Below are 25,197 nucleotides of genomic sequence, written 5' to 3' on the forward strand. Positions count from 1 at the left end.
TGCAGCACTCAACGAGTGCTCTTATCCTACAAGTCAATCCAGGCTTAGCTAAAACACGGAAAGCGGCAAGCATACCCTGCAGAGGAAGTGAGATATTATGGTTCTAGGTAAACCTCAAACCGATCCAACATTAGAGTGGTTCCTTTCACACTGTCATATTCATAAGTACCCTTCAAAAAGTACTTTGATTCATGCTGGTGAAAAGGCAGAAACCTTGTACTACATCGTTAAAGGTTCTGTGGCAGTTCTTATCAAAGACGAAGAAGGTAAGGAAATGATTCTTTCTTACCTAAACCAAGGCGACTTCATCGGTGAGCTTGGCTTATTCGAAGAAGACCAAGAGCGTACTGCTTGGGTTCGTGCTAAATCTCCTTGTGAAGTAGCTGAGATTTCTTTCAAGAAATTCCGTCAACTTATCCAAGTGAACCCTGATATCCTAATGCGCCTTTCAGCGCAAATGGCAAACCGTCTACAAGTAACTAGCCAAAAGGTTGGTGACTTAGCATTCCTTGACGTAACAGGTCGTATCGCTCAAACGCTACTAAACCTAGCGAAACAGCCAGATGCAATGACTCACCCTGACGGCATGCAAATCAAGATCACTCGTCAAGAGATTGGCCAAATCGTTGGTTGTTCTCGTGAGACAGTAGGTCGTATCTTGAAGATGCTAGAAGAGCAGAACCTAATTTCTGCACACGGTAAAACTATCGTGGTATACGGCACTCGTTAATCTCGATTAACTGAGCCAAAAATTTGAAAGCCACCAAATGCGAATTTGGTGGCTTTTTTGTTTTCTAAAGATCTAGAGAGCAGATGCTAGATGCGAATGGAACACCTCCCGCGTCCAAGCGCAAACACTCTCGAAGCGAAGCGTACCCGCATCTTTAAGGTAAAGCCCGTGCTCGTATCTTTCTTTAACCGTTGGTGCTCTCAAAGATCTTGTCAGCCGATGCTGCAACAAATCCTGTATAAAGCTCACCGTTGGCCATCGCATAACGCTTAGCGAACTCATAGAAGCCGCCAGGAATCATCTCATTGCCTTCAACAAATGAAACTGGGACTTTGTCTGCCATTGTTGATGATTGCTCTAATAAGACCTCTGGAGAGCCTTTAACCTCACCACCAGATGCATTGATAGTGAAACCAGATTCGCTCAAATAGTCATTCACGGCCTGAACTTCATCAAAGGCATTGAGTTGGTTTACGCTCACCGTAAAGTGGTTGGCACCGTAACCATGAGCCGCTAACCAAGACGCGTACTCACTCTCTTTTGCAAGCACTTGGAAATCCGCGAAGCTTAAATCCCAAAGGCGTCCGCCAAACAGGAATTCATGACCTTGAAGCTTGCTTGCATCGACTTGCTCAACCAACTTAGCAACGATCTGTTGTAACTCACCTGAGCACTCTTCTACCTTTAACTCACTGATGAACACTTTAGGTTGCTTTGGATCTGGGTGCTCGTAATGCTTCGCGACTAGCTTCTTGCTCTCAAACAGGTAGTCACCACATGCTTTATAGCCTAGCTCAAGGAAAGGCTTAGCCAGTGTTTCAATACCCAGCGGAGTTACATTGAAAGTACGCAGTGCAATGTGATCGTTAATCAGCGCTTCGTCTTCTTTCAGCAAGTGGTGTACTTTCTCAGCCGATGGACAAAGCCTATGAATGTAATCATCCCATAGTGATTTAAAGAGTAGATCGGGCGTCATGGTGACTCCTTGTCAGAGGTTCTAGCAAGCTAGTAATTTGGATTAGAAAGGGAGAGGCTGAGACACAGAGTCAGCAGCCATCAGCCTGTGACATACTTTTTCTATTATTATCTACCGCCCAATCTAGGTGTCGGACGTGATGGAAAAAGGAAGCGATAACACCACTTCCTATTTCAAACTTAACGCATGAGCCTAAAACTCATTAGTCTAGATTTAAAGCTCAATACCCGGGCTAAACGTTGCTGGAAGTTGAGTTTCACCGCCTTCCATTGACGCCATTGGGTAAGCACAGTAGTCCGCCGCATAGTAAGCACTTGGGCGTAGGTTGCCTGAAGCACCCGGGCCGCCAAATGGTGCATCACCACTTGCGCCTGTTAGCTGGCGGTTACGGTTAACAATACCCGCGCGGATATGGTCAACGAAGTATTCCCACTCTGAATCGTCGGTTGAAACTAAACCTGCAGACAAACCAAAGCGTGTGTCATTGGCTAATTCAACCGCTTGCTCTAACGATTGGTAACGAACCACTTGCAGCAATGGGCCGAAGTACTCTTCATCTGGCAACTCAGCAATGTTGGTTGCATCGATAATACCCGGAGAAACAAACGCCGCTTCACCCGCTTTTGCTTCGACTAGGCTGACACCGCCTAACGATTGAAGATTCGCTTGCGCGTCCAGAATGAACTTAGCCGCAGCTTCAGAGATCTGTGGGCCCATGAAAGGTGCTGGCTCAGCGAATGGCTGATCAACACGAATCTTCAAGGTCGCTGCAACGAGCTTATCAAGCAGTTGATCGCCCCTCTCGCCAACAGGAACATACAAGCGACGTGCACATGTACAACGTTGACCCGCACTGATGAAAGCCGATTGAATGATGGTATAAACCGTCGCGTCAGCATCACCAAATTGGTCACTGATCACCATTGGGTTGTTACCGCCCATCTCTAGTGCCAGCATCTTACCCGGTTGACCCGCGAATTGACGGTGAAGGATATGACCAGTATTGGCACTACCTGTGAATAGCACGCCATCAAGGCCTTTAGCATCGGCTAGTGCAATGCCTGTCTCTTTGGCGCCTTGCACTAGGTTAATCACGCCAGCAGGAAGGCCAGCTTCTTGCCATAGTTTCATCGCAAATTCACCTGTCCAAGGTGTTTGCTCTGACGGCTTAAATACCACGGTATTACCCGATAGCAATGCTGGAACAATATGACCGTTAGGTAGGTGACCTGGGAAGTTGTAAGGACCAAATACCGCCATTACGCCTAATGGACGATGACGCAGTACGATTTGGTTGCCTGCCGCTTCACGTGAAGCCTCACCAGTACGCTCGTGGTAAGCACGAATAGAGATAGCGATCTTACCCGCCATCGCGCCCGCTTCAGTGCGAGTTTCCCAAATCGGTTTACCCGTCTCTTTTGCAATAATCTGTGCAATCTCTTCGCTGTTCTCTTTTACCTTCTCAGCAAAGTTCAACACGATCGCTTCACGCTCTGCAAAGCTCAGTTTTTTCCAAACTAAGAACGCGTCGCGAGCCGCTGCTACTGCAGATTCAACCTGCGCTGGTGTTGCACTATCGCCTTGCCACACGACTTCATTGTTGTATGGGCTTACTGATGTCATGGCGTCGCCTTGACCTGCCACCCACTGTCCTGCTATCCACTGAGTCATACTTCTATCCTTAAAATCTTCGACAGATAATCGCCGCTCTTATTGAGCCAACATGCGAACGAATTCGCCTTCTTTTACTTCAAGAGCGCTTGCTACTTCAGATGATAAAATCACTGTGTCACTTGCTTGGTCATACGCGCCTTTCGCGGCTACTGCGCGGAAGTTCTCAAACGAGGTATTACCAATGAGGAAGTCTTTAGAGCTGGAGTGCTCTGCAATTTGAACCTGTGCTCGAATCGCATGACGCACGGATTCAATGTTTCTTAAATCACACTCAACCGTTGGGCCTGCATCAAAGATGTCGACATAACCACGGTTAGTGAAACCTTCACGTTCCAGCAACTTAAGTGCTGGACGTGTATTATCATGCACCTCTCCAATCACCGCCTGAGCCTCTTTGCTCAGCAGGTTCACGTAGATAGGCAGCTTTGGCATTAGGTCAGCAATGAAGCCTTTCTTGCCAATACCAGTTAGGTAATCGGCAAGCGTGAAATCAATTGAGAAGAAGTGCTCTTGCAGCCATTGCCAGAAAGGTGAGTTACCTTCCGCATCGGATACACCACGCATCTCAGCAAAAATCGTTTTCGAGAAACGCTCTGGGTGTTCTGACATGATCAAGAAGCGACACTTAGACATCAAACGACCATTCAATCCACCACGGAAAGCTGGGCGCAAGAACAGTGTGCAGATCTCACTGCATCCAGTGTAGTTATTGCCGAAAGTCAGTAGCTTCACGACGTTATTCACGCCAAGCTTTTGCGATGAATGAACCACTTTGCTGATGTGGTAAGAGTAAAACGGAACATCCCAGCCAATTGAGGCTTCGATACCTGTGGTACCTGCGACTTCTCCCGTTTCAGTGTCGAAGCCAACCATTAGGTAGCCTTCATCACCGGGTTCGGTTACGTCTTGTTTAGCAAAGCTGTATTCAGAATGAGTAATTCGGTTGGTTAACAGTTCTTCGTTAACCGGAAGAGATGTGAATCCGTGACCAGATTCAACCGCGCAGGTATGCAGCGCATCGTAATCAGATAATTTTATTGGGCGAACAACTAGCATCAATATTCCCTCCAGATGCAAAACAGGCCCAAAACCAGAAGCTTGGGCCCTTAGCAGTACGTCATGGGATCGCTCTAATGGCGATCATTCCTATGACGCCGCTCAGGCTAAACTAGCGTAGCGATTGCTTTGTCTAGTTTTGATAAACCTTCTTCAATTTCTTGTGTAGTGATAACCAGTGATGGTGTGAAACGAACCACGTTTGCACCCGCAACCAGTACCATCAAGCCTTGTTCGCCTGCTGCTACTAATACATCACGAGCACGACCTTGCCATGCTTCATTAAGCGCAGCGCCTAGCAATAGGCCTTTACCGCGAACTTCACTGAATATTTGGTATTTGTCGTTAATCTTAGCCAAACCATCACGGAACATAGCTTCGCGTTCTTTCACGCCAGCCAACGTTTCAGGTTGGCTTACTACGTCAACAACGGCTTCAGCAACGGCACACGCCAGTGGGTTGCCACCGTAAGTAGAACCGTGCGTACCCACTTTTAGGTGTGTCGCAAGTTCAGATGTTGTTAGCATTGCGCCGATTGGGAAACCGCCACCTAGTGATTTCGCTGTGCTTAGGATATCAGGTGTCACACCTAGACCTTGGTAAGCGTAAAAGTTACCGGTACGGCCATTACCCGTTTGCACTTCATCAAAGATAAGCAGCGCATTGTGTTTGTCACACAGTTCACGAACCGTGTTCACAAACTCAGATGTTGGAGAGATGATACCGCCCTCGCCTTGCAGAGGTTCCATCATGATTGCACATGTGCGATCTGAGATGTGCGCTTCTAGCGCTGCAATATCGTTATAAGGCAGGTGAGTTACATCGCCCGGTTTAGGACCGAAGCCATCAGAGTAAGCCTCTTGACCACCGACCGTTACGGTAAAGAAAGTACGACCGTGGAAACCTTGTTTGAATGCAATGATTTCAGATTTCTCAGGACCGTGAACATCTGCTGCCCAACGACGAGCTAGCTTCAATGCTGCTTCGTTTGCTTCTGCACCAGAGTTGGCAAAGAATACTTTCTCTGCAAAACATACGTCTGTTAGCTTCTTCGCTAGACGCAATGCAGGTTCATTGGTCATTACATTACTTAAATGCCAAATCTTGTTTGCTTGCTCAGTAACTGCGTTAACCATTGCTGGGTGACAGTGACCCAGACAGCTCACAGCGATACCACCAGCAAAGTCGATATACTCTCGGCCTTGTTGGTCCCAAACGCGTGCGCCTTCCCCTTTTACTGGGATCATTTCCATTGGGTTATAACAAGGCACCATCACCTCATTAAACAGACTACGTTCTACTTTTTTTTCCACTGTCATCGTACATTCCTTCTCGATACCGCAAGCTTCGCAAATAAGCGTACTGGTTCATAAGTGAGACAAAGATATTTTCTCTCGCCATAATCCCGCTGCAGCATTATATTTACATTTAATTAACCTTTTCAATAGTAGATTATTCTTTAGCCATCCCTAACAACCAGCTAAACGTCACTACCTATGACTATTTATGCATCAATTAATCTGTTTTATGAAGCTTTTTTTACCTAAACGCATAACCAGCAATAGCAAAGCCTTACTGGCATTGCGGTATATAGGGTTCGAGACGAAATAAGGCGAATAATTTTGCATAGGCTAAAAACTTAGCCTGAAGAGAGAGAAATGTTATAAAAAGTGATCGGCGTCAGAGGAGTAAGAGACGCGTAGCGCCCGAATTTAAACGCTTAACGAATGGACTAACAGGTTCAACTGGCTTATTTAGACGCAGAAAGAGTCAAATTTAAACACTCAACGCGCTAAGAAGTTAGCGAGAAGCTGGTGTCCTTGCTCTGTTTTAATCGACTCAGGGTGAAATTGCACCGCATCAATCGGCAAGGTTTTGTGTTGATACCCCATGATCTCATCCATGCTGCCATCTTCAAATTCCGTCCAAGACGTCAGTTCAAAGCAGTCAGGCAGCGTGCCATTTTTCACCACTAGAGAATGGTAACGTGTCACGGTTAGAGGGTTATTAAGCCCTTGAAAAACGCTCTTGCCATTGTGACGGATGGGAGAGGTTTTACCGTGCATCACTTGTCTGGCTCGAACCACTTCACCACCAAAGACTTGAGCAATGGCTTGATGACCAAGACACACGCCTAAGATAGGCAACTTACCCACGAAGTGTTCAATGACTTGCAGAGAGATTCCCGCATCATCCGGTGTACAAGGACCCGGCGAGATAACAAGATGGCTAGGATTCAGCGCTTCGATGCCCGCAATATCAATCTCATCGTTGCGAACAACTTTCACAGTGACCCCTAACTCACAGAAATACTGATACAAGTTATAGGTAAAAGAGTCGTAGTTATCGATGATAAGTAACATGGGTCGAAATCGTAGTAGTGCTGAAAAAATGACAGGGTGTATTGTGCAGTAAGAGATTAGAAAGGCAAGTCTTTCTACTTATTTACTATTTAAACGAGACCAATAAAGAAGAGGCGCACTAGGCGCCTCATATCGCTTTACTATGATTACTTACAATCTTTCTCGAAGATAGTATCACCCCAATGAGGGTTATCTACGAATGGGTTACGGTTGCCCTGAATCTTTTGAATTTTGCTATTGCGATTAAATTCAAAGTGATCAACTGGGTCTTGCTCATTCCATTCTAGAAGTACACAAACATTACCTAAAGCAGTGCCGTTATTAGTTACGCTCGACACAAGTTCAAGGTCTGGGTTAGATACATCGCTGGTATCTTTACCCTCATAGCGCGTTGCCATATAGAACATCATACGAGCAACGTCACCCTTCACTTCATCGCGCGGCTCAAACGAATCGCCATCACTGTAGTTCCCCGGAGCTTCGGTAATTTCATTCCCCCCCTGATCAAACTCCAAGTTACCACGCTTACTGTTTACCGACTCATCTGTCGGACGTAAGTGATGAATATCAGTGTAGGCTGATGCACTAGAGTTATTAAATCCGCCATTGGATTTCGGATAGGTATGCTCACGGTTCCAGTTGTCTTGCCCAAGGTTGCCCTGACCCGTTTTCTGGCCTTTCTCTTGTGAGCGACCTGTATACATCAAAATAACGTTGCTGCTGTTATTTGGATCTTCATCAGTTACATCCAAAGCATCCCAAACATCAAAGCTGCTTGATGAGTATGGTAACTTCGTCACGCCAGTGGAGATGATGTTGTTCAATGCTTCTTTCAGCTCATCGCCTGTTTTGTTCAATGCGCTGTCGTAGTAGCCATCAGGGTTGTGTACTTCACCCGGTGGAACTGGTGGCTCAACAATCGTTGTTTGACAAGTTACCTTAGGTAGCGTGCCGACAACGTGTGGATCATGTGCTTGTTCATATGCCGCATTAACACTGAATGCACACGGGATAAGTAAAGTCAGTAGTGTCTTTTTCATACTTTTAATTAGGGGCAGAAAGCCCCTACTCCTTAATGCAATGAGGTTACTTGTTAAAACGACGACGTAGGAAGCCAAGTCCTAGTAAGCTCAATAGACCGCCTGGGCCAAATGAACCACCATCGCTGCCAGAATCACTCATTTGAGTAATAGACACTTGCTGCGTTTCAATCACTTTACCTTCAACAGCAGTTGTTACTGTGTAGTCACCAACCTCTAGACCTGAGATAGGCACTTCCGTCCAACCCAGCGCAATTTCAAACTGGTCAAGCACGTCTTTCTGAACATTTGAAGAGGTCGCAACAAATGCCTGAGTAGCGTTATTGAAGCTCACCGACACTTCGTCTCCCACTTTTAAGTAAGCAGAATCTGAATACTGAGTAAGGTCAACAAAGTGATTAAAGGTACCACCTCCAATAGGCGCCTGTGGACGAGGTTCGTTAATTGGCTCATCAGGAAGCTCTACTGGCGTACCGGGTTGTACTGGCTGATCAGGGTCTGGGAACACAGGGTCAACTGGGTCAATTGGTTTACCGGCAAAAGCAATCGATAGTACAACTGGATCATGACCTGCTGCGCGGAACGAGTCAGAGTATGCTTGACCAAGTTCGTGTTTAGCATCCAATGTTTGAGATTCACCCGCATTGATATTCCAATGAGTTGCACCGATAACTTTCGACTTAAGTCCTGCAGAAGTCAGAATGTAGTCGAGACTACCATTCTCATCTCCTTGGACTACGTTATAGCTATTTGGATCTACAATCTCCATTACGTTCTCAAAACCGTAGCTATCGGCAACAACCACACCTTCTTCGTGTAGAGACTCGTCACCGATAAAGGTTTTCTCAGCCGTCTTGATCTCATAGTTTTCAGGTGCGCCTGAACGTTCAGTCAGTACCGTGATTGCATCTTCATTGTTGAATGTATTCAGGCTACCAAGAATGACTTTTTCACCTTCCATTTCAGCCAACTTCTTGCCTAGGTAATCCGCAGCAGACACACGTAAATTCTCACAACCGCCTTGGCGGTCGTCATCCGATGTATCTTCTAGACAAACTTGGTCTTTATCCGCAAAGTGGTTAACCGCAACCACAAGCTTATCTTCACGATCTTTGAACGAGAACACTGGGACAACCGCTGCATGTTGAGTCGTGAACTCACCATTTTCAGCTTCTTGTTTCGGCATCGGGATCACTTGTAGCGAATCTAAGCCAACTGTGCTCGGACGGAAAATAACAAAGTTCGCTGTCGCTAGCTCACCTACCGTTGTTAGTCCTTCACTGCCAGCAATGTTGTACTGCTTAGCCTCTGGAAGATCAGCATTAAGTTGAGTCACTAGGTAAGAAATCGCTGAGCTTTCTTCAAAGCCGTTGTTTTCAACTTCCATCAAACCAACAATATCAGCATCAAGCGCAGTTAACGCCGCAACAAGCTTCGCGGTTTGATGATCAAACTGAGTAGAATCTTGCGCACCAGGTGTTGCATCAAATGCTAAGAAGTCATTGCTCTCACCACCACCTTGCAAGCTATTGAAGTACTCTTGGGCGTTAAACGTTGCGATACGAACATCACCCGCATCAACTTTAGGTGCTAAGTCACGGTTATTACCACGTGCAATGAAAGTATCATTGTTCGCCTCTTCTGTTACGTAGAAGCGGTAGTCTGAATAAGAGTACCCAAGCACCCCCTGAAGGTTACTTGCTCGGTCGCCAACACGAATAAAGTCTTCTGTCGAACCATTTTGGTCAATGTCGGTTTTAGCAAAGTCTGGGTACCATGCCGGAGCGCCAACCGTATCTTTCTTAAATGATTCAACCACAAGGCGTGCATCATCATTACAGTCCGCCACTTTTGCTGCTTCGTCAGTACCAGGGAAGTTCACTTGGTTCGGGTGTACGCTAGCTTTGCCTTGGCTAAGGACTAGATTGTAACGCTGAGGTCCTTCATCCAAGCTGTAGCTACGTGAAACACGCATATCAACCGCAGAAGTTAGGTTAACCAGCATGCCTTCATGACGCTCTAACGTGAAATCGAATTCCGAGTCTGAGGCAATTTGCTCAAGGTTCACAGCCGATACAGAACCTGTGCCTACTGCTTTAATCTCTGTCGCAGGAATTTGAGTCCAACCAAAGTTTTCTTCAACGGGGCCAGTTACCTGAACCTTATCCCCCACACTTAAGCCAGTTACATCACCGACCACAAAGATACCGTCAGAAGTTTTTGGATCGCTGTCTGGCGTTTCATCTTGCATGTAGAAACCGACCGCAACATCACCATCAAGCGCTTCACTTTGAATCGCAGTGATAACACCCTCTACTGTGAAGGTTTCATCCGAGATGAACTTACCGTTGGCTGGGTCTGTGTATGGAGAAGCCCAAGAATCCCCCTGAAGCTGACTGATCAGTGTATCTGGTGATGGGTCCGGATCTGGATCAGGGTCTGGGTCAACCGAACCATTAACTTTGCCTAGGCCATCAAATGTGTCTTTCGCTAGCTCTGTCCAGTCTGATTCATTGTAAGTCGCTGAAGGTGAGGTACCATTTCTTTGCAAAGTGACATCTTTACCCCAGCCACTCTCTGTAGGAACCGCACCGACTACATCAACTAGGCTATCGCCATTGAACAGACCGACTGCGTCGCCACCATTGTGGTATAAACCACCGGTAATCGAGCTAACGCCATCATCTAACGTGATATCTGCAGAATCATGCAGAACAACCAATACCGAATTCGCAGGTAATGTTTGTCCATCAAAACTCACCATATCTAATGGGCTTACATCACCATCTTTATAACGAACAAGTTTGTAGCCTGTTAGATCAATATCTTCAGAACCATTGTTATAGAGTTCAACCGCCTTATTGTTTGAGCTACCTTCTACGTATTCAGTAATGACAACTTCACCGGCACCACCGCCACCTAGCTCAACTTTGCCAAAATCACTCCAATCATTCATATCTACAACTTCAAACTTATCTGCATCATAAGTTGTACTTGGAGACATATCCGTTCGGCGTAAAGTAACGTTTTCATTGAACTTACTGCCATCGCCAGCACCAACGATATCAACAACACTGCCATTGTTTCGCACTGCCACTGCATCATTACCATTGAAGTAAGTTACTGTAGATTCAACGTCACCTTTGCCTTTTAGTTCAGCATCAGCGCTTGCGTTGACGATGACGTAAGTTTGGCCCGACGCCAATGTCACACCATCTAAAGATTGACTGCTGTTCCAATCACCACCATTTGGTGCAAGATCGACGGTATATCCATCCAAAGTAGCAGAAGAAGAGCCGACATTGGCAATTTCAATTGCTTTATTACTCCCTGAACCTTCAGTGATCTCAGAGATGATGATATTGGCATTTGCCATAGGCGCAATAACCGCACCAACAGCAATCGCTATTAAACTTTTTTTCATGTTTGAACCTCAAAGGTAAACAGATTTATATCCATATCAGCCAAGTTAACGCTGTGTTTCCTCAGCTTTACTCAAAAGAAAGGGCTAGCAGATAACTACTAACCCTTTCATCAATTACTGACGGCGACGGCGTAAGAAACCAAGACCCATCAGTGACAACAGAGCACCGAAGCCAAAGCTACCACCTGAACCATCGTATTCAGGAGTCACTGGTGACACATTGCTTGAGTCTTGCTTACTAATGTTGGTAGTCATTGTCATTGACTCAATAACTTGAGCAGAAGATGCACCAGCACTTTGTGCAGCAACGCGGTCCCCCATTAGCTTCATGGAAATCGTGTATTCACCTGTATCAAGCCCAACCACGTCAAACATTACTGTTTGTGCGCCATCTTGACTCAATGTCACTTTCGGTAGAGAGACATTTTGTGGACGTGGAGAGATAGAGATTTCAGCTACATCACCAGATTTCGCATCAGCCGAAACCGGGAATGCGATATCAGCACGGCCACTCTTCACTGCAATGTTCACATTCGACTCACCCGCTTCACCATACTTGTAACCTAGCGATACCATTGCTGGGTCGTGGTCTGAAGAACGAATTGGTGTTTCTCTAGCAAATGGGTTAGAAACTTCGTCTGATGCTTTCTTGTAGTTGCTGTAGTCATTCAATGAAGATTCAGCCGCATTGATGTGCCAGTCAGCGGCATCAACTAAACGATCTTTCAATGAAGGAGTGATTAGAAGGTGATCCAGAGAGCCGATCTCGTTGTTGTATGAGTAACTCCACGTTGTTTTGCCAGCCGGTGTTTTCAAGTCAACCGCATTTAGGTAGCCAAATGTTGTCGTGATCTTTTGACCATTCTTTTCAAACACTTCATCACCAACAAAGGTGTAGCTTGATGCGTAAATGTCTTTGCCAGTTGAGTTCTCAGTAAGAACAAGCATTGGATCTTCGTAGGTGTATGAGTTCATGTCACCCAATACCACTTGGTCGCCACCAATCTTTGCCATTTCTGAACCTAGCTGGTATGCAGCCGATACTCGGAAGTTCTCACACGAGCCTTGGTAGTCATCGTTGCGAACGTCATCATTTACTGGATCAAAATCAGCCCAAGTTTCCCAACCAACCCAATCTTCATGACAAGTAGAGCCTTTTGATTTCAAGTGGTTAATCGCAACAGTTAGACGTTTACCAGTGTTGAGAACATGGAAGGTCGCCGCAACTGTATTACGTTGATAGTTGTCACCACTTTCACGAACGGCACCGTCACCATCAATAATCGCGCCACCATCAGGGTATTCCACTAGCGGAGCATGCTGCTCAGGCATTTGAATAATTTTACCTGACACAATCGAAACTTTAGACGGACGGTAAATCACACCCGACGTAATAGCATCTGTACCAATGGTGTCGTTTTGATCCAAAATGGTATCGCCATTCTTATCGAAACCAACGAACACATAACGATTATGGATCGAGTCTTGATCACCGCGCTTCGAATAATCTTCTTCATTGTATTTTGCGTTAACAGAAGCTAGAAGCGTCTTGATTGCACCAAAGTCACCAAAACCATTGTTCTCGATTTCCATCAAACCAAGAATATCTGCATCTAGACCGTAGATAGCCTCTACAATTTTTGCTTTCTGTAGTTCGTATTCTTCTTCCGATTCAGCACCACGGTTATCACCAAATTGATTTGAGCTACCGCCGTATGGAGAGTTAAACAGGTTTAATACGTTTTGCGTGGCAACTTTAACGGTAAAGCCAGCATCGAACTCTTCATTAACGATATCGTACTCACCAGAGCTTGAAACTGGACGTGGCGTATTCGGCGTAATATCAGCACTTGTCATCTGATAACCGCCGGCATCGGGATCCTTGACTACTAAGCGATATTCATCGTAGGTATAGGCAATCACACCCTCTACGTTTTTAATGCCATCATTAATACGAATTGGATTATCGTAGCTGAAGTTTGCGTAGTAAGGGATCTTGCCGTTACTTGGGGCTTTTTCACTGTCTAGGAACAGAGTGGCATCGCGGTTTTGTTCAATCTTAGCGATCGATTCAAAACTGCCTGCTACATACTCTTGGTTTGGGTGGAAGTTCGGTGTTTCATACGCTAGAGCCAAGTTATTACGGAACTGGCCTTTATGGTAAAGCTCGAAGTCGAAAGCAAATGCACGAGTTACGCGCATATCTTGGTTGCCGTCTTTGTTGTCATCCATGTCTTCAACAAGTTTGACGAACATACCCTCATGACGCTCTAACGTATTTGCAAAAGAAGCACCGTCTTCTGGAAGACGTTTTAACTCAACAGGACTCGGAGGAGTAACGCTATTGCCAGTTTCTGCCCAGTTTCCTGACATATTAAACTGTGTTTGACCAAAATATTCACGAACAGTACCAATCACGGTCACTTCTGTACCGACGGCGGGTTGAGTGCTTGAGAATACAAACAGGCCATCTGAAGTCAACGGGTTGCCATCGTGATCGTAAAGGAAGAAACCTTTAGAAAGACCACTACCAGCACTTGGCAATACGTAACCAACATACGCTGTTAGTTTGTATGACGCTTCAGTCTCATAGAATTTGTCTTCTTTTAATTGCGTTCCAAACTCAGCTTCAACCAGAGGAGAGAACTTACCTGTGCCCTGCACTTCAGCGATTGTGACTTCTACTGGCGGCGGCGGCGGCGTTGGTGGCTCTTCAAGCGTCAGCTTACCAAGGTCTTCGTAAACATCCGTACCTACGTTAGCCCAATGCAGTTCTACATACGAACTATCTGGCGCTGTTGCATCTTTAGTACGACGTAAAGTAACCTCTTTACCCCAAGTTGAGCCGCTAACACCAATAATGTCGTGAATGGTATCTGGGTTGTCATCAGCACCAATCCATACTGGATCATCCCCGTTAAAATTGAGTGCGTCATGCCCAATGCCGCCGTAACTGCCTGAATAAACGATCGTCGCACTATTTGCTGCAACTGCATCTTTCAAATCAGAAGTCGCGTTATCGCCCACAACAACAATACTTTCACCCGCTGCAATAGTGACACCTTTTAATACTGGAGTTGCATCATCCGGCTTTAAAACTTTATTTTTGTAACCGCTGTAATACAGAGCATGCTCGGTAAAGGTGAACGACGTGGTACCTGTATTGGTAATCTCAATCGCGCTGTTGATTGCGTAACTATCAACACTCGATTCTACATATTCTGTAATCAGAATATTATTGATGTCAGCCAGTGCCGCACCGCTAAGTACACTACTAATCGCACCAGCAAGTAGAGTCATTTTCTTATTCATTTTCTATATCTCTCTGATTTAATTAGAAGTAAACGCGTGCGTAAGCGTACGCATCTTGTGCTGCTTCACCGGTATTCCACTCAAGTGCGATCACGCTAGAAGGCGTGGGACGGTAGTTAACACCGAATGTGCCCCATACTCGCTCATCACCCCAACTGTGCGCATCGTTGCCACTTGCAGCTTGTTCGTTACGGTTATCAATCGCCCACTTTTCATATTCTTCAAAGTTGTAAGATGCTGTGAATTCCCAGTTGTCGGTAAACTGATATTTCGCAGACGCAAGGTAACCTTTATTCTCTTGAGTTTCGTACTCATTAAACACACCAATACACTGTCTTTCTCCAGAAAAATCGTCCTCTTGCCATAAAGTACATTCGCCAATATCTTCTTCTTCGTAGAATGCATTTACACCAAGGTGAAATGTTTCTGTCACCGCAAGGCGCGCACCAGCACCTAGTAGACGCTGCTCACCGTATTTCGATTTACCATCAGAACCGCCGCGACCTTCCGCACCTGCAACCACAGAGAAGCGATCGCCAAAGTAACCAATGTAACCACTAACGACTTCGCCAAGCTCAGAGCCAGAAGAGGACTCAGCACGGTTGGTATACGAAGCGCCTACTTTGATTGCACCAAAATATTTACCTTCATACTTTGCTGTCATGTCTTGGTCGCCAGATTCACCTGTTTCGACCGTAGTATCGAAAGTGAAGTCACCCCACTTGTCGTAATCATCAAATGCAGTATCGGTTAGACCTACCTCTACGTAGTGCTCTTGATTCTTGCTCTTGTACAGATCATATCCAATAAAGACTTTATCGATCGCCAGAACCATATCACCAGAACCGTATTCCCAGTTCTCACGCTCGTAGTCCAGCTCTAAGCGATAGTGCATCTTGTCGTTTTTGCCTTTCACACCCATAGTTGCGAATGAGTCATCAATGAAAGTTTGGTCTGCGTAAAACTCGCCGTATTTATAGTTAGCACCAATATGACCACCAACACCGACCTCACCATAGAGTTTTACGAAGTCACCATTTTCATCTTCATAGATGGTTACAGCATTTACTGCCGATGCCATGAATAAAGAAGAAATTGCTAGCGCCACTGCATTTCTTTTTAACATCACTTATTTCCTTAAATTCAACACTCGTAATGGAATATCGTTCCAAAGCCAGTTAGCGTGCAAAAATCTCATCCGTTAATTTTATAAATATGATTTCAGCTGAAATTTACGCGTAAAAAAGCACAGATTCACCAAAGTGATTCTGAATGTAGCCAAGCTTACTTAGTTATATTAAACCTGTGTAATCTCTTACTTTTATGTAACTAGATAAAGTGATAAGCACAATAAATGAGATTTATTTCACATTTATGTCGTGAATATTACGAGGGTGGTTATAAATTCAACAAAATGAGTAATGTACAATAGAGCATTGCATCTAAATGATAAAAATATTGCTATAGATCTCAGAAAATTAATTACCTAAGTGTTAATAGAATTATTAATAAGACCTAATTTTAGAGTTTAAAATTGGTACAATATAACAATTAAGGTGTGTTTGATTACGCACACTTACATATATATTAATTACCACTGTTATACATCGAACTAATGAATACACCTCTTTGTAAAATAAAACCAGTAGAAACAAAAAGCCCCTGCACTAGGCAAGGGCTTTGGTGGTCAACTTGAGCATTTAAGTTATGGGCGAGTAACAAAACCGACTGCTTCGTATGCTTTTTTCAGTGTGACTGCAGCACGCTCAGACGCTTTTTCAGAACCCGCTTTCATTACTGCGTCCATGTAAGCACGGTCAGCACGGATACGGTGGTATTCAGATTGAATAGGCTCAAGCATCTCAACCAATGCTGCGCCTACGTCTTTCTTGAATGGACCGTACATCTCAACGCCTTGGTACTGCGCTTCGATCTCTTCAAACGTTTTACCCGTCGCTGCTGAGTAAAGACCCATCAGGTTAGAGATACCCGCTTTGTTTTCCCAATCGTGAGCAATGCGTGGTGGCGTTTCTGCATCGGTTTGCGCTTTGTTGATCTTCTTGATGATCGACTTAGGCTCTTCTAGCAGAGTAATCACGTTCTTACGGTTATCATCCGACTTAGACATCTTCTTAGTCGCGTCTTGCAGGCTCATTACACGTGCATTCACTGTTGGAATGTAAGGTTCTGGCACTTGGAAGATTGGCGTTTCAGGACCGTAGATGTTGTTGAAACGAGTGGCGATATCACGCGCTAGCTCTAGGTGCTGTTTCTGGTCGCTACCGACTGGCACTTGGTGAGCGCCGTAAAGCAGGATGTCTGCAGCCATCAACACTGGGTAGTCGTATAGGCCTACGTTTACGTCGTTTGAGTGACGTGCAGACTTATCTTTAAACTGAGTCATACGGCTCAGTTCACCCATTTGCGTGTAACAGTTAAGAAGCCAACCAAGTTGAGCATGCTCTGGTACGTGTGACTGAACAAATAGCGTGCTCTTCTTTGGATCAACACCGACAGCAAGACAGATTGCTAGTGCGTCTAGAGTCGCTTCATGCAGTGCTTTCGGGTCTTGGCGAACCGTAATTGCGTGAAGGTCTACAACACAGTATTGGCAATCGTAATCATCTTGCATCTGTTGCCATTGACGTAGAGCACCCAAGTAGTTACCGATACTTAGTTCACCAGATGGTTGAACACCACTCAATACGATGGGCTTGCTCATGGTTTTAATTCCTTTGCTTATTCGCTAAGTTTATTGAACGCTTAGCTTCTTAACTTAAATATAGAAAAGCCGCACAGCTCTTTCTGCGCGGCTCATCCAGTGTACTCATTGATAAGTATTTTGCTAGTGGGTTAGCTAACTTTTGTACGCTTTATGCTGAAACTAGAACGACATCTAGTAATTGAGCAACGTTATCCGCCACATAGTCAGGGTTTGATGCTGAAATTGGCTCGCCATGATTGTAGCCGTAAGTCAGGCCAAACGAGTGACAACCCGCGTTCTTAGCTGCTTTGATGTCATTGCTTGAATCACCAACCATCAACATCTCTTCCGCTTTCACATTGTGCTTTTCTAGCAACCAGTTCAGCGCGACTGGGTTCGGCTTTTTCTCTGGGAAAGAGTCGCCGCCCAACACATCAACAAAGTACTTATCGATACCATGCTGCGCCAGAACGTCTGGTACAAATTTCGATGGCTTGTTGGTTACAAGCGCCATGGTGAAGCCCGCTTTGTCCAACTCAGCGAGCGTTTCTTTTACTGATGGATAAAGGTGGCTTAGCTTGTGGCCACCCTGCTCGTAGAAATCATCAAACAGGATGCGCGCTTTCTTTAACAGCTCAGGCTCTAGGCTTGGGTCAACCGTAAGGTTGCGGCTGAGTGAACGCCCGATAAGCACGTCAGCACCATTGCCTACATAGTCGCGAACTTGTTCTTCGCTTACTGAAGAAAAACCCAGTTCCTGACAAGCTTGGTCAGCGGCGACAGCCAAATCAGGCACGCTATCTAACAAGGTTCCATCCAAATCAAAGGCGATCAGTTTTATTGAGCTTAATGACATCTTACTTTCCTATTTATAATTGTCGTCTTATGAGTTGAGCTATAAGACGTAAAAAAGGGGCCAATGAGCCCCTTAATCTAAATTTTTTGATTTTAGGTCAACAGACCTTAGTTCTACTTTTATGCGTTAACTTTTGCAAGCTCTGCACGCATCTCATCAATCACTTCTTTGTAGTCCGGTTGATTGAAGATAGCTGAACCGGCAACGAACATATCTGCGCCCGCTTCTGCGATTTCACGGATGTTATCAACCTTCACGCCGCCATCAATCTCAAGGCGGATATCACGGCCAGATTCGTCAATAAGTTTACGAACAGCGCGTAGCTTATCTAGCGTGTGAGGAATGAAAGATTGGCCACCGAAGCCAGGGTTCACAGACATTAGTAGAATCATGTCTACTTTGTCCATGATGTAATCTAGGCAAGACAGCGGTGTTGCTGGGTTAAGAACCACACCCGCTTTACAACCGTGTTCTTTGATTAGCTGTAGAGTGCGATCGATGTGCTCTGATGCTTCAACGTGGAAGGTAATCATTGATGCGCCGGCTTTCGCAAACTCAGGCACAATGCTGTCCACAGGCTTAACCATTAGGTGAACATCGATAGGAGCAGTGATGCCGTAGTCACGCAGCGCTTTACAGATAGGTGCGCCAAAAGTCAGGTTCGGTACGTAGTGGTTGTCCATCACATCGAAGTGCACAACATCAGCACCGGCTGCGAGTACTTTTTCTACGTCTTCACCAAGACGAGCAAAATCTGCAGACAAAATCGATGGAGCGATTAGAAAATCTTTCATACCAAACCTCTTAAGAGTGAGTAAATTGAGAATATCACCGCCTTGTGACATCTCATATACAAATACAAGACTCAATTCCAAGGCTATTTGGTGTGCAATTCTACCTAAGCACCTAAGCAGATCCTAGCAGTTCGAAAGATTAGTTTATGAAAGTACCCGTTGGTCACTCAATTTAATGAGTTCGAGGGTTATGTTGGCCGCTATAATTCTTCTGAAGCGTGCTGCTGGTTTTTCTCTTTATGGAAAAGCGCCAATAGCTCATCAACTTTATTACGGCCAGCGCCGTTACGGCTGATGGTGCGCTTAACCTTGACCACGTTTAGTTCTGCACCATGGTATAAACGGCGCGTTAAGGTGGTGTCATGGTTTGAAATCAAGACAGGGATGCCTCGTTCCATTGCCGCTCTTTCTGCAACATCAGCCAAGGCCGCTTGGTCATCTAAGCTGAAGCCATTACCCGCATAAGAGGTAAAGTTAGCCGTGTTCGACAGTGGTGCGTATGGAGGATCACAGTAAACCACACAGCCTTTACGGGCGCGGCTAAAGGTTTCATGGTACCCCTCACAAACAAAGGTGGCTTTTTTCGCTTTCTCGGCAAAAAACTCCAGCTCAGCTTCTGGGAAATAAGGTTTTTTATAAGAACCAAATGGAACGTTAAAACCGCCCTTCTTGTTGTAACGACATAGGCCATTGAAGCCAAATCGGTTCATATACAAGAAAGCCAACGAACGATACATGACGTTATCTGTACCATTGAACTCAGCGCGAATATCTAAGAAAACTTCTTTGCGATTGTTCTCGGGACAGAACCAGCGCTTCGCTTCCGTGATATAAGTTTCAGGATCGGTTTTAAGTAGGTTGTACAGGTTGATAAGATCGGGATTGATATCTGCAAGCAGGTACTGTTCAAAGTCAGTATTCAGAAATACTGAGCCGGCACCGACAAACGGTTCTACCAATTTACGAGCAGGTGGCAGGTGACGTTGGATGTCTTCAACTAGGCCATATTTACCACCAGCCCATTTTAGAAAGGCACGCTGCTTTTTCATTTACTGCTCTATCTATCAACTCAAAAATAAGGCTGCGGAATGTAACATATTTTGAGGCTAAGCTCAGGGTTATTTCGCACGTTCTATCTCTCGATGTACTTGATTCATCGATTTTGCCCAAGGTTCCAACTGTTGAAGTGGTTTTGATAACGCACTTACCGCATCTCTCGCCACTTGAATCGTTGGGTAATCTTGATAAGTGATAATAAACCACTTGGTGTCGTTGCGAAGTGTTGGGTAGATACGAACCTTGTTCTCAAGGTCATACTCTTCAATGAAAGATTGGACGTCTTCCAATGAGGTCATCGCACTCAACTGCAAAGTATAAGCTCGCGGCGAGATAGCTTGTAACTCTTCACGAGAAAATGAGAATGTAATTTTCTTAGTCGGTGGCGAGGACTGTGTTAGGTCTGCTGCTTCATCGGCTGAAGGCTGTGACTCCACTTTGCCTGCATCTGACTGCGAACTCACCGCGGCACCTGTGTTTTCTTCAACAGCCGCGTCAATCGCGCTGGTATCGGCACTTTCAGGTTTATCATCAAGCAGAGCATCAACCACGTCAGAGGTGATCACAACACGCTGCTGATCTTGTTCGACTTCTCCAACACTCGCAGTATCTTCAACGACAGTCGGTGGCAGAGACGAACTGTCATCATCCGCACCTTGGTAACTCATGTCGGTTGCAGCTTCAGAATCAACAGATCCATCAACGCCAGCTTTTTCAGTGCCACTTTCCACTTCAAAGGTTGGAATAGCCGTCTGTTCAATCGGTGCGATAAGCGACTGCGCTTTATCGTTTGGTGTTGGTTGACTGAACATCCACCAATAACCACCACCAATTAACAACAGCAACAAGGCCACCACAATCGTGATATTGATAGGTGAGCCAATAATTGAGCGAATAATAATCCTTTTTTCCACTTTCAATTCTCCTAAAGCCATTAACTCACCAGGCAGAGGTTGCGCTTTATTAAACGCACGTCGCACGCGAGTTTCAGACTCATCATCAACATATCGAATCACCAGTGATTCGAAGAAATGTTCAGCTTCTGGTTGCGAAAGGTCATCGATCTCGAGATCGATAGGCTTGTGTTGTTGGCCGTAACTAAGACGTGTTAATAGCGTGTCTAAGTGACCAGTATCCGAGAAGAGAACGATATTGATCGTCCATTGAGGGTTTGATTGAGCTTCCAGTACCAACATCCATAATTCGGATACCAATAGCTCAGAAAGTCGGTGGGCATCATCAACAACGATAACCACATTACACGCCTCTCCATCCAGTAACCTTGTCAGGCTATCTGATAAAGAATCGTGTTGATTAAACAGGGGATCAGAAACAATTTGGCTAAGAATAAGCGCGCGGCGTTGTTGATCGTCTTGGCTTGGATGACAAAGCAGTAAACACTGATTTTTTTCTGTCGACCATGCTTCAAGATAACGCTGAGCCAACCAAGATCGGCCAGAGCCAGCTTTACCAGCAACCGTGACTAGGTTTGAGCCAAAGTTAGTCAAAAGCTGTAAGCGCTCTAGCAGCTCAACTTGAGATTCTAACTCTAATACTCTTAATTCATGAGCCAAACTCATTGGGGATCCCTACTGATAAGATCGATCAGTAAAACGCTTCAGTTGCCTAGAGTTTAGCTAGGCAACCTCACAACCAAATTTAAAGAGTACGGCAGAAATCGATCGCTTGTTTAATGATGTCTTGAGGCACATCAGCAACCACTTCAGCAGTACCAATACTTGTTGGCAATACCAAACGCAACTGACCAGACAGCACTTTTTTATCGCGCATCATGTGCTTCATAAAGTCTTCAAAAGACATGCTTTCTGGCGTATGGATTGGCAGTTTCGCATTCTTGAGTATAGAAATAATTCGCTCAAGTTGCTGCTGAGAGATCAGTCCCTGTAATTGCGCAGTTTTCGCTGCCATTACAGTGCCTGACGACACAGCTTCACCATGTAGCCAATTACCATAGCCTAGTTCTGCTTCGATCGCATGACCAAATGTATGACCTAGGTTCAATAACGCTCTGATTCCTGACTCTTTTTCATCGATAGCAACCACTTCAGCCTTAATTGCACAACAACGAGCAATTGCGGTAATCAGTGCCTCTTCATCAAGTTGATAAAGTTTATCTAGATTCTGTTCCAACCAATCAAAGAAGGCTTCATCGTAAATGATGCCGTATTTGATCACCTCAGCAATGCCTGCTGCAAACTCACGCTCTGGAAGCGTCGATAAACAGTTGGTATCGATGATCACAGATTTCGGTTGGTAAAAAGCGCCGATCATATTCTTACCAAGAGGATGGTTTACTGCAGTTTTACCACCAACAGAAGAGTCCACTTGAGAAAGAAGGGTCGTCGGGATTTGAATGAAATCAATACCGCGCTGGTAACAAGAAGCAGCAAAACCGACCAAATCACCGATAACACCACCACCCAAAGCAATTACCACCACATCGCGGCTGTAATTTCCTTCAAGCATGTAGCTCATCACTGAGTTGAACGTTTCAAGTGTTTTGTATTGCTCACCGTCTGGCAACTCTAAAAGAGAAGTTTGACAGCCTACTTGATCCAATAGCGATAAAATTTTATCAGCATAAAGAGGCGCTACTGTCACATTACTGATAACAACAACTTTCTGTTTACCTGACAAAAAAGAAAGGTACGCCGGGTCTTCAAATAACCCGGCGCCAATAGAGATAGGGTAGCTACGCTCAGCTAGATTGACCGTAATCCGTTCCATGGGTTTGCTCTCCGAAAAATGAACTTAACGTTCTTCTAGCATTTTTACGATCTGGTTGGCTACCACTTTTGCACTTTGGTCGTCAGTACGAACTGTGTAGTCCGCCACTTCTTCGTATAGTGCGTTGCGAGATACAGCTAGATCTTCTAGCACATCACGCGGGTTGTCTGTTTGAAGTAGAGGGCGTTTCTTGTCGCGATTAGTGCGAGCAAGTTGCTTTTCAATTGTTGTCTCTAGGTATACAACAATGCCTCGTGCAGATAGACGGTTACGGTTTTCTTTGCTCAGCACTGAACCACCGCCTGTCGCAAGAACAATACCTTGTTCTTCTGTCAGGTCGTTGATTACAGATTCTTCGCGCTTACGGAAACCATCTTCGCCCTCAACATCAAAAACCCATGCGATGTCTGCGCCAGTGCGCTCTTCGATCACAGTGTCAGAGTCTAGAAACTCCATATGAAGTTGGGAAGCTAGGTGTCTACCAATTGTACTTTTGCCGGCGCCCATTGGGCCAACAAGAAAAATATTGCGTTTCTCAGCCATGTTTTTAGCAGTAATTTACAACGTTAATTCAATGACATCGCCACAAGGTAGGTCAGTACAAGTACTGAAATTAAAAGGCCCGTGGCACCGATTCCTCACAGATAATTCGTGATAAGACCCGAAATTATCAAGGTTAGGTGCCACTAATGCAACTTTATTTTTAATCTAATTGTTCATTACTGAATCACAACTTTGGGTGTGACAAAAATAAGTAGTTCACTTTTACCCACATTTTCATAGCTGCGACGGAACAATGCACCCAAAACTGGCAGGTCTCCCAACAGAGGCACTTTATCCACCGTACTGCTCACGCTGTGCTGGAATATCCCACCAAGCACGACAGTTTCACCATTATTAACAAGCACTTGCGTGCCAATACGTTGAGTATCAATCGCCACAGCTTCTCCAGTTCCGGTTTTTACCACTTGCCCTGGTCTATCTTGAGTCACACTCAAATCCAACACCAAGCGATTGTCGGGCGTTATCTGCGGCGTCACCTTGAGACTCAATACCGCTTTCTTAAATGCGACCGACGTTGCACCACTTGAAGAGGACTCTAAGTAAGGGATTTCAGTACCTTGCTCAATATAAGCCGGCTTTTTATTGGTGGTAATTAAGCGTGGGCTCGAAATGATCTCAGCTTTCGACTCTTGTTGCAGTGCTGAGAGCTCAAGATCGAGCAATGTATCTGAGCCCAGTTTGGCCACCTGAAACGCAATACTCGAGGCGTTCGGCGATGTTGCCCCTAAATTGACGTTGAGATAATCATCAATCACGCTGCTGCCGCTATCGTCGTCATATGGCGTAATCGCTGATGGGTGGTTCCCTTCAATTGAACCGCCAACAGTGAAGCTTCCGTTGGTTGAGGAAACGCCCCAGCGAACGCCAAGTTCATCAAGATTACCCTCAGTGACGGTTACAATACGCGCCTCTATCTGTACTTGCTTAACGGGAATATCTAGCGATTCAATGATGCCTCGGATCACTGCAATGTTTTCTTCCAATTCACGAATGAGCAGTGAGTTGGTGCGTTCATCAATGGTAATTGAGCCGCGATCGGACAACATGCTAACCGCACCTTCGCCGCCAATCATATCGGCGATGTCGGTGGCTTTTGCAAAGTTAATCTTGATGATTTCCGACTTAAGCTCCCCTAGCTCCTCTTCTAAACGCGACTTTTCTAACGCTTGCTGCTCTCGAAGATCGAGTTCCGCTTTCGGCGCGACCAAGATAACATTGCCATCCACGCGCTTATCCAATCCTTTAACTTGCAAGATAATGTCGAGAACTTGCTGCCAAGGTACGCCATCTAAGCGTAACGTCAGGTTTCCGGCTACCGAATCAGACACCACGAGATTGAAGTCGTTGTAGTCGGCAATCAACTGCAGGACATTTCGTACTGGGATGTCTTGGAAGTTAATCGATATCAGCTTACCCTCTTTCTCTAGAACGCTTTTTTCTTTGGTCGCTTCATCGATAACTGGTTTACTGATCACCACCTCAATAAAGCGCCCCTTTAGATTGTATTCATACTGATAGTCATTGCTAATCGTCGCGAGAAGCCGAGTGCTTGGTGTCTCTTTATATACTTCAATGCCTTCAACCAAGGTAGCGAAGTCTTTCACATCCAGTAGGTAGAGTTTGTCATCGTCAACCTCAGTATTTATGAGTTCGATACTTAACCCTTCCTGAGCACGCTGCACATCGACCACCGCAGTGGTGGTGGCTAGCTCAATAATAATGACGGCGTCTTTATCCTTATTAACCCTAAAATCAATATTCTCTAATTTATTTGGTAGGCTTTCTGCATAACTGAATACGCTAAAAACCAACATCACAGACACAGCAAAACCTTGTAGAGCCTTGCTCACTAATCTACTTATTCCTTTAATCATATTTACATCTCATATCCACATCATGT

Annotated in this window: 18 protein-coding genes; 1 reads left to right on the plus strand and 17 read right to left on the minus strand. The window is 45.2% G+C overall.

The window, feature by feature from the left end; translation table 11 throughout:
• Nucleotides 1-97: 97 nt before the first annotated feature.
• Nucleotides 98-730 carry a cAMP-activated global transcriptional regulator CRP gene (gene crp, locus ITG09_14805; protein UPR51919.1) on the plus strand — a complete coding sequence of 211 codons (633 nt, stop codon included), beginning with the start codon at nucleotides 98-100 and terminating at the stop codon, nucleotides 728-730.
• A 184-nt stretch (nucleotides 731-914) separates the two neighbouring features.
• On the opposite strand, the gene ITG09_14810 is transcribed toward crp, so the two are convergent.
• The 17 genes from ITG09_14810 to ITG09_14890 form a co-directional block, all read right to left on the minus strand.
• Complete coding sequence (locus tag ITG09_14810) at nucleotides 915-1,706, minus strand: DUF1338 domain-containing protein (protein UPR51920.1); 792 nt, start codon at nucleotides 1,704-1,706, stop codon at nucleotides 915-917.
• A 213-nt stretch (nucleotides 1,707-1,919) separates the two neighbouring features.
• A complete protein-coding gene (gene astD / locus ITG09_14815; protein ID UPR51921.1) occupies nucleotides 1,920-3,377 on the minus strand; it encodes a succinylglutamate-semialdehyde dehydrogenase in 1,458 nt (485 codons plus the stop codon).
• A 39-nt stretch (nucleotides 3,378-3,416) separates the two neighbouring features.
• Entirely contained in the window at nucleotides 3,417-4,436 is a 1,020-nt protein-coding gene (gene astA / locus ITG09_14820; GenBank protein ID UPR51922.1) for an arginine N-succinyltransferase, read from the minus strand.
• Between the two features lie 107 nt (nucleotides 4,437-4,543).
• Nucleotides 4,544-5,755: an aspartate aminotransferase family protein gene (locus ITG09_14825; GenBank protein UPR51923.1), complete on the minus strand. Its 1,212-nt coding sequence runs from the start codon at nucleotides 5,753-5,755 to the stop codon at nucleotides 4,544-4,546.
• A 465-nt stretch (nucleotides 5,756-6,220) separates the two neighbouring features.
• Entirely contained in the window at nucleotides 6,221-6,799 is a 579-nt protein-coding gene (locus ITG09_14830; protein ID UPR51924.1) for an aminodeoxychorismate/anthranilate synthase component II, read from the minus strand.
• Nucleotides 6,800-6,945: 146 nt separating this feature from the next.
• Nucleotides 6,946-7,839 carry an endonuclease gene (locus tag ITG09_14835; protein UPR51925.1) on the minus strand — a complete coding sequence of 298 codons (894 nt, stop codon included), beginning with the start codon at nucleotides 7,837-7,839 and terminating at the stop codon, nucleotides 6,946-6,948.
• Nucleotides 7,840-7,885: 46 nt separating this feature from the next.
• On the minus strand, nucleotides 7,886-11,263 hold the full coding sequence (locus ITG09_14840) for an ExeM/NucH family extracellular endonuclease (protein UPR51926.1): 3,378 nt from the start codon (nucleotides 11,261-11,263) through the stop codon (nucleotides 7,886-7,888).
• A gap of 114 nt (nucleotides 11,264-11,377) precedes the next feature.
• Entirely contained in the window at nucleotides 11,378-14,575 is a 3,198-nt protein-coding gene (locus ITG09_14845; GenBank protein ID UPR51927.1) for an ExeM/NucH family extracellular endonuclease, read from the minus strand.
• Nucleotides 14,576-14,597: 22 nt separating this feature from the next.
• Nucleotides 14,598-15,701: a porin gene (locus ITG09_14850; GenBank protein UPR51928.1), complete on the minus strand. Its 1,104-nt coding sequence runs from the start codon at nucleotides 15,699-15,701 to the stop codon at nucleotides 14,598-14,600.
• Nucleotides 15,702-16,280: 579 nt separating this feature from the next.
• Nucleotides 16,281-17,297: a tryptophan--tRNA ligase gene (gene trpS / locus ITG09_14855; protein UPR51929.1), complete on the minus strand. Its 1,017-nt coding sequence runs from the start codon at nucleotides 17,295-17,297 to the stop codon at nucleotides 16,281-16,283.
• A gap of 151 nt (nucleotides 17,298-17,448) precedes the next feature.
• A complete protein-coding gene (locus ITG09_14860) occupies nucleotides 17,449-18,135 on the minus strand; it encodes a phosphoglycolate phosphatase (protein ID UPR51930.1) in 687 nt (228 codons plus the stop codon).
• A 119-nt stretch (nucleotides 18,136-18,254) separates the two neighbouring features.
• Nucleotides 18,255-18,929, minus strand: a complete 675-nt coding sequence (locus ITG09_14865) for a ribulose-phosphate 3-epimerase (protein ID UPR51931.1) — start codon at nucleotides 18,927-18,929, stop codon at nucleotides 18,255-18,257.
• Between the two features lie 200 nt (nucleotides 18,930-19,129).
• The gene (locus ITG09_14870) at nucleotides 19,130-19,978 is read right to left on the minus strand and encodes a Dam family site-specific DNA-(adenine-N6)-methyltransferase (protein UPR51932.1); all 849 of its coding nucleotides are present in this window, start codon (nucleotides 19,976-19,978) and stop codon (nucleotides 19,130-19,132) included.
• Nucleotides 19,979-20,047: 69 nt separating this feature from the next.
• Complete coding sequence (locus tag ITG09_14875; GenBank protein ID UPR51933.1) at nucleotides 20,048-21,565, minus strand: AAA family ATPase; 1,518 nt, start codon at nucleotides 21,563-21,565, stop codon at nucleotides 20,048-20,050.
• Between the two features lie 79 nt (nucleotides 21,566-21,644).
• The gene (gene aroB, locus ITG09_14880; protein UPR51934.1) at nucleotides 21,645-22,733 is read right to left on the minus strand and encodes a 3-dehydroquinate synthase; all 1,089 of its coding nucleotides are present in this window, start codon (nucleotides 22,731-22,733) and stop codon (nucleotides 21,645-21,647) included.
• Between the two features lie 24 nt (nucleotides 22,734-22,757).
• Nucleotides 22,758-23,276 carry a shikimate kinase AroK gene (gene aroK, locus ITG09_14885; protein ID UPR51935.1) on the minus strand — a complete coding sequence of 173 codons (519 nt, stop codon included), beginning with the start codon at nucleotides 23,274-23,276 and terminating at the stop codon, nucleotides 22,758-22,760.
• A 176-nt stretch (nucleotides 23,277-23,452) separates the two neighbouring features.
• Nucleotides 23,453-25,171, minus strand: coding sequence for a type IV pilus secretin PilQ family protein (locus tag ITG09_14890; GenBank protein ID UPR51936.1), 1,719 nt, complete (start codon nucleotides 25,169-25,171; stop codon nucleotides 23,453-23,455).
• Between the last annotated feature and the right edge of the window lie 26 nt (nucleotides 25,172-25,197).

Origin of the sequence: Vibrio cyclitrophicus (genome assembly GCA_023206055.1) — a bacterium.
GTDB lineage: Bacteria > Pseudomonadota > Gammaproteobacteria > Enterobacterales > Vibrionaceae > Vibrio > Vibrio cyclitrophicus_A.